1 protein-coding gene and 1 pseudogene are annotated in these 7,663 nt (G+C 67.2%); both read right to left on the bottom strand.

The window, feature by feature from the left end:
• A partial coding sequence (locus ABYW26_RS07720; protein WP_372604196.1) for an SDR family NAD(P)-dependent oxidoreductase occupies positions 1-7,046 on the bottom strand: 7,046 nt, incomplete at its 3' end.
• A gap of 70 nt (positions 7,047-7,116) precedes the next feature.
• Positions 7,117-7,663 (bottom strand): annotated as a pseudogene (locus ABYW26_RS07715) (hypothetical protein); the annotation flags it as partial.

Raw genomic sequence — 7,663 nt, 5'->3', positions numbered from 1 at the left:
GCCACCTTGACCGCATCGCCCCACCGCGCCCGCAATTGCAGCGCCAGACGGTTCAGCATCTCGTTCGCGGCGGCATAATCGGACTGGCCCGAGTTGCCATAGCGCCCGGCCACCGAAGCAAAGAAGGTCAGGAATTTCAGGCTGTCGGCCCGCAGCCCCTGTGCCAGCGCAAAGGCGCTGACCAGTTTGGTTTCGACCACGCGGCTCCAGCTATCGGGGGTCTTGTCGACCAGCAGCTTGTCCTCGATCACGCCAGCGCCGTGGATCACCCCGTCAATCCGGCCGAAGTCGCTGTAAAGCGCATCAAGACCGGCCTGCACTGCCGCCGGGTCCGATACGTCGACGCTTTGATAAACCGGTTTGCCGCCCAGTGCGGTAAAGGTGGCGATATTGGCCCGCATCTCGCGGTCACGCTGAACCGCCGAGACCAAGCGCGCGATCGCCGCAGGCGTCACCGGCGCGCCCGAGGCCTTGGCGGCCTGAATGAAATGTTTCTGCAACTCCGCCTGAGTGGTCAAAGCCGCCAGTTCGGCAGGTTCGTCCAGCGGCAAGGCCGACCGCCCCCACAGCACCAAAGTCGCGCCAGCCGCTGCCAGCGGTCGCAGAACCTCGGCGGTGATGCCGCGCGCGCCGCCGGTGGCCAGAACCACCCAATCGGCATCGGGCGTCGCCAGATCGGCGTCACCGACCGGCGCCAGAACGGTGTGAAAGATCATCCGTTTGCCGCCGGGATAGCCGACCTCGACCCGGCCTTCCGGGCAGGTCAGTTCGGCAAGGATGTGCTCGGCATTCTCGGGCGCGGGCAGGCTTGGGTCCAGATCGACCGCCTTGGCGATGCAATTGGCCCATTCCTCGCGGATGGATTTGGCCAGACCGACGCCGCCGCCGGTGGCCTTCAGGCCGGGCGCGCTGGCGCTGCGGCCGAAATCGCCGCCCAGCCCCGAGGCGACCAGAATCCGCCCCTCGGCCAGTTGCGCCGCATGGGTCCGTGCCAGCCGGTAGGCCAGTTTCTCGTTATCCTCGATCTGGGCCTGCCACGCCGCAAGCGTCGCATCCTCGCCCAGCGCCACGGCACCGACCGGCGCAAGGTGGATCACCCCGGCCAGATCAGCCCCCTGCGTCGCATCCAGCGCCGCCTGATCGCGCAGCGCGGCGGCTTGCACCACCTGCGCCGTGCCGCCCGCAGCAGTGATCTTGTCCGCCAGCGCCGGTGCCAGACCAGCCCCATCATCGGTGATCAGATACCGCCCGGCAGGCAATGTGCCGCGCGCGCCTTGCGGCAGCGGCTCATAGGCGCCGGACATCAGGTATCGCGGGGTGGCGACCGCACCGGCATCCGTTACCGGAGCCGAAACAGGGGCCGCCACCCGTTGGTCAAAAGGGCGCGGAGCGGCGCCCCCCGGCGCCGTTTCCAACCGTTCCCACAGGCGCGCGATCATGCCGCCAAGGGTCTTTTGTTCGTTCAGGGCCTCGCCCATGTCAGCCGCCGCCTCGCGGGCGCCGCCGGGCAGCGCCTTAAGCAGGGCGCCGACGATCTCGACCCGTTTGATCGAGTCGATGCCAAGGTCGGCTTCGATCGCCTGATCCAGACCCAGCATGTCACGGGGATAGCCGGTGCGGTCTTCGACCAGACCCAGCAGGATATCCTTAACCCCGTCCTCGTTCAGCGCGGCAGGAGCCGGGGCTGCTGCCGCTGGCGCGGGCGCCGGGGCCGGAGCAGCGGCCGGAGCCGGAGCAGGCGCCACCGGGGCGGGCGCGGCTGCGGCTGCGACCGGCGCGGGGGCCGGTGCAGGCGCGGGCTTGGCCACCGGGGCCTGTGCCACCCGGCGCGGTGCCGGGATGGCCGACACGCTGCGGCGCACCGGACGGGCCGCTGCGGGCGCGTTGCCCATATAGGCCAGCATCACGCTTTCCTGCATTTCAAGGAACCGGGCCATCGTGGCCTGGAAATCGGCCAGAACCGCGTGGCGGTCGCTGGTCGCATAAGGCTCAGCAGCCGAGGGCATGCTGTCATCGTCATACGGATAGGTCTGATCCATAACCTTTCCCTTTCTGTTGTTCTGGTCTGCCACGGCGGGGCGGGCCGCAGCGGTGTTCTGGGGCGCCGCTGCCGGTTGCGCCGGCACGGCCTTGTGTTTTTCCGCATCAATCGCGGCAAAGTCTTCGACGGTCATCACCCGGCGCGGCGGTTCGCCGACCTTATGCGCGCCGCCCCCGTTCAGCATCCACAGATGCGCGGCAGGCGCTGGCGGGGTCAGCGCATCGACCGAGCTGAGGTTCAACCGCTGGCAATCGCGTCCGGCCCACAGGCGCGACAGGCTTAGCCCGGCACCTTCGGCCAGCAACGCGCCCAGCGCGCCCAGCAGACCCGACAGGCCACCGGATTCGTCATCCATGCTGATGGCGCGGTGCGGGCGGTCGCCTAGGATCTGCCGCACCATGGTGCTGTGAACCGATTTCGGCCCGACATTCAGAAACACCCGCGCCCCGGCGTCATGCATTGCGCCGATCTCGGTCACGAATTCGACCGGCCGCGCCAGTTGCCCGGCCAGCGTCGCCCGCAATTCGGACATATCGTCGGAATAGGCGGCGCCGGTGGCGTTGGCATAGACCGGGAACTGTTGCGGTTCGAGGTCCAGCTTGCCGATATAATCGGCCAGCGCGTCACGGGCCGGGGCCACGATCGACGAATGGAACGCCGCGCCGACGGCAATCGGCCGGGCGGTGACGCCCTCGGCCTCGCACCGGGCGATGGCGGTTTCAATCGCGGCGCGGCTGCCGGACAGGATGCTTTGCTTGGGCGCGTTATGGTTGGCGACGCAAAGATCGGGAATGCCCGCGATCAGCGCCTGCACCTGTTCGCGTTCGGTCATCACCGCCGCCATGGTGCCCAGATCGCCACCTTCAGCGGCCTCGACCATAAAGCGGCCGCGCGCCTCGGAGACCCGCAGCAGATCGTCCAGCGACAGAACCCCGGCGGCATGAAGCGCCACGAATTCCCCATAGGAATGCCCAGCGGCCATATCGCCCCGCAGCCCGAACTGGTTCAGCAGCGCCAGCAGACCAGCCTCGATCGCGCCAAGGCCCGGCTGGGCGAAATCGGTGCGGGTCAGGCGGGTCGCGGCCTGTTTCAGGCGGGCGTCGTCATAGGTGGCAACCGGCATCACCACGCGGCTGAGCTTGCCGGCAGGCGCGTCTTTCGCGGCCATCTGATCGGCCAGAACCACGTCAGCGCGGGCCAGAACGTCCTGCGCCTCGGGGAACAGGGCCAGAATTTCGCGCAGCATATGCGGGTATTGCGTGCCCTGCCCCGGGAAGATCAGCGCCAGCTTGCCATCCTCGGCCAACAGCGGCGCAGCGCTGAACGCGGCCCCCGGCGGCAGCGGTTTGGCGTCATCCTCAAGATGCGCGGCCAGCGCTCCGATCCGGGCCGACAGATCGTCCTTACCCGACACGACCAGCGTCGCGGTTGCCCCGGTTGCCGGGGCCTGTTCGGCCAGCGTAAAGGCCAGATCGCGCAGCACCACATCGGGCGCCGCCGCCAGTTTCGAGGCCAGATCGCGCATCCGGGCGGCCAGCGCCGCCTTGTCCGGCGCGCGCCAGATCAGCAATTCATGCGACCAGCGCTGACGCGGAGCCTCGCGCAGGGCCGGCATGGCGCGGGCGCCATCATATTCTTCCAGCGTCAGGTGGAAGTTGGTGCCGCCAAAGCCAAAGGCACTGATCCCGGCGCGGCGCGGCGTGTCGCCATCGCGGATCCACGGCATCGGCTGGTCAACCACGTAAAGCCGGGTGTCGTCATCCTGAAGCCGCTTGTTCGGCGCGGCTTCGCGGCCATGCGGTGGCAGGATGCCGGTCTTGACCGCCATCGTCGCCTTGATCATCCCCGAGATCCCTGCGCTGGCCTTGGTGTGGCCGATCATCGTCTTGACCGAGCCAATTGCGCTGGAATGATCAGCGGCCCCGGCTGCGGTCAGCAGGCGGGTCACGGTCTCAAGCTCGGCGGTATCACCCGCGACGGTGCCGGTGCCGTGGGCCTCGAACAGGCCGACGGTGGCGGGGGAATAGCCCGCCATCTCATAGGCGCGGTTCAGGGCGCGGATCTGACCGTCGGGATGCGGCGCGGTCATCGACTTGGCGCGGCCATCGGACGAGCCGCCAACACCCTTGATCACCGCATGAATGCGGTCGCCGTCGCGTTCGGCATCGGCCAGCCGTTTCAGCGCGACCATGGCGATGCCTTCGGAAATCACGATGCCATCAGCGTCTTCCTGCAACGCGTGCGATTTGCCGCGCGGCGACAGCGCCTGCGTTTTCGAGAAGCACAGATAGCCGAACGGCCCCTGCACGGTATCGACGCCGCCCGCGACCACCAGATCGCTGCGGCCGGTCTCAAGCTCAAGCACCGCCTGATAAACGGCGGCAAGGCTGGAGGCACAGGCGGCATCGACGGTATAGTTCACGCCACCGAAATCAAACCGGTTGGCGGCGCGGCCCGAGGCCACGTTCAGCAGGATCCCGGCAAAGCTGTCTTCGGTCCAATGCGGCAGCAATTCCGCCGCCAGCGGATCGACCCCGCCGGTAAAGCGCGTCAGTTCCGAGCGCACGGCATATTGCGCGCCGACATCGCCCGCACCGCCGCTGGCCCCCAGAATGATCGAAGCCTTTTCGCGGTTCAGATCAGTGCCCTCATACCCGGCATCCGCCAGACAGCGGCGACCGACCTCAAGCGCCATCAGTTGCAGCGGGTCAATCGCGGTGATCGCTTTGGGCGGAATGCCGAATTTGAACGGGTCGAACATCATGTCGTTCAGGAACCCGCCCCATTTGGCATAAATCTTGTCTTCGGCGTCGCGGTCCTCGTCGAAATACAACCGATAGTCCCAACGCTCGCGCGGGATTTCGCGGATGGCGCTGACCTGATCCAGAATGTTTTCCCAGTAATCCTGCGTGGTCCCGGCATTGGGCAGCATCGCGGCCACGCCGATGATCGCGATATCCGCCGGACGCGCCTTGGCGGTGGCGGGGGCCTTGGCGTCGTCAGCAGCCTGCGCAGCGGCGGCCAGAACCGCCCGCGGCGCGACCGAGATGTCGTGATGCAGATCCTTGATCGTGGTCACGCTGTCGCGCAGCGTTGCGACCTGACCGATCATATACATGCCGGTCTTTTTCTGCCGGGCCAGCGGCACTTTCAACAGGTCGTCACCCTTGCGTTCGGTCGCCTTGGACGCCACGCGCAACCGGCCCAGCGTCAGATCTTCCAGCGCATCGCGGATGTCGTCGGCGCTTTCGTTGCGGGCCTCAAGTTCACGGCGCCGGTCAAGGAATTCGGTGGCGAAGGGGCTCATCGCGGCGCGGCTGGCATGGCCGGGGCCGGTTTCCAGCGTCACGGTCTTTTCGCAGTCCAGCGCGACCTTCTGGAAGGCCTCGACAATGCCTTCGCCAGCGACGGCCTCGGCGGTGAACAGATAGGCGGTGCCGACCAGAACGCCGATCTTGATGCCGCGTTCGACCAGCGGTGCGGCAATCGCCGCCACCATCGCGGCCGAGCGCGCATCGTGGATGCCACCAGCGAACAGCACATGCATGCCTTCGGCCTGTTTGCGGTCGGTCACATGCTCAAGCAGCGTCGAGACCATGTGATCCCACAGAACAAAGCTGGACAGCGGGCCAACGTGGCCACCGCATTCCCGGCCTTCGAACACAAAGCGGTTGGCGCCTTGCTCAAGGAACATGGTCAGCAGGCGCGGCGACGGCACATGCAGATAGCTGGGAATGCCTTCGGCCTCCATCTCGCGGGCCTGATCGGGGCGACCGCCGGCGATCAGGGCGAAACTGGGACCATAGCGCAGGGCCACTTCGACCTGTGCCTTGATCAGCGACGAGGGTGCAAAGCCCAACAACCCGACACCCCAATGCTTGCCCTTCAGGCGATCCTGGGTGTCCGACAGCAGGGTTTCGACCTTGTCCGGGCGCATCAGCGCCAGCGCCACCATCGGCAGCGCCCCGCCTTCGGCCACGGATTGCGCGAAGGCTGCGGTGTCGCTAACCCGGGTCATCGGACCCTGAACGATCGGATATTCGGTGCCATGCCCGGCGGCGACGCCGGTGCCGGGGGCGAGAACGTCAAGCTCGGCCGCCAAGGCGACCTGTTTGGCGCTTTGGGCCAGATAGGCGCGGGCAACCCGCCCGACCGAGCCGAACTGATCGGCAAGCTGTTTGGCAAAGGCCGCGGCCTGACCGATCGGGGCCAGTTGACCGGCGGCGATATCCCAGCCGATTGCGGCCTCGACCTCGGCCGCGGCATCGGCGGCGGCCACCTTGCCACCGGCGAATTTCGAGCGCAGCGCCTGAATCTTGCGCAGGCCGGGCTGTTCAAACAGCCGCCAGCGCCGGGTTTCGTCGATCTCGATCATGCCGGTTTCGATACCGGTAAAGCGCGACAGATGGGTGCGGGCGAATTCGGCCAGACCGGATTCGCGCACCATCAGCAATTGATCGTCCAGAACGATACCGGCAGCGCCGCCCGCACGGGCCGCAGCCGAGGAATGCAGGCCCAGACCGCCGCGCACGAACACCGGCAGCGACTGACCCGCCACCAGTTTCTGCAACAGGATGAACGAGGTCTGCTCGCCGATCCGGCCACCGCTTTCGTGGCCCTTGGCGATCAGCGCGGTAACGCCTTTCAGCTTGGCCAGCGCCGGATCCCAATCCAGAACCTCAAGCCAGACCTCGGGGCCCAGCTTGGCAATCTTGGCAATGATACCGGGCGATTTCAGCACCTGCGCGCCGTCCAGCACCACGCGGTTGAGGCCGCGGTCGGCATAGGCGGCGATCCGGGTCAGATCATCGGCGTCAGGCAGGCCCAGTTTCAGGCCAAACCCCGCCTTGGCACCAAGGCTGAGCTGTTCCAGCGCGGCGTCCAGCCGCTGTGCCCCCAAGGGCATCTCGGCGTCCAATATGCCGATGTGCCCTGCGCGCGAGGCGGCAATGGCAAGGGCGGGATCCCCGGCACCCAAAGGCGTCAGGACGATAACTTGGAACACGTGCTGCAACATCTTCACCTAATTCCTGCGGGGACGATCACCCTCGTCCGTCCCCGGCTCACTGATATGTTCAGGTGTCGTCGCCCGAAACGTCACCATCTTCGACCGGTTCTGCGGTGCCTTCGACCACATCGCCGGTATCAACGTCCATCTCGTCCAGAACCGACTGAAGCCGGTTGATGGTCTGGGCCAGACGTCCGCGCAAATCTTCGTCGCCAGCCGGAAGCTCGCCGCCGGCCTTGCGGGCCGCCAGGGCCTCGCGCAGCTTTTCACGGCGCTCAGGTTTGGCCGTGCCCGTTGCGCCCCCGGCGCCGGCCCCGCCTTTGCGGCTGGCCAGCAGGTCACGCAGCTTTTCGCGGCGTTCCGGTTGCGCAGCGCCGGTTGCGGCCCCGGCACCAGCACCCGCGCCTTTGCGGTTCGCCAGCAATTCACGCAGCTTTTCGCGGCGTTCCGGATTGGCGTCGCCACCCGCCCCGGCCCCGGCCGCAGCACCGCCGCCTTTGCGGTTGGCCAGCAGCTCGCGCAGCTTTTCGCGGCGTTCCGGATTGGCGTCGCCGCCACCCGCGCCCCCGCCTTTGCGGTTCGCCAGCAATTCACGCAGCTTTTCCCGACGCTCG

The sequence above is a fragment of the Actibacterium sp. genome (genome assembly GCF_041584535.1).
Taxonomy (GTDB): Bacteria; Pseudomonadota; Alphaproteobacteria; order Rhodobacterales; family Rhodobacteraceae; genus Actibacterium_D.
This window is presented reverse-complemented; position numbering and strand designations above follow the sequence as displayed.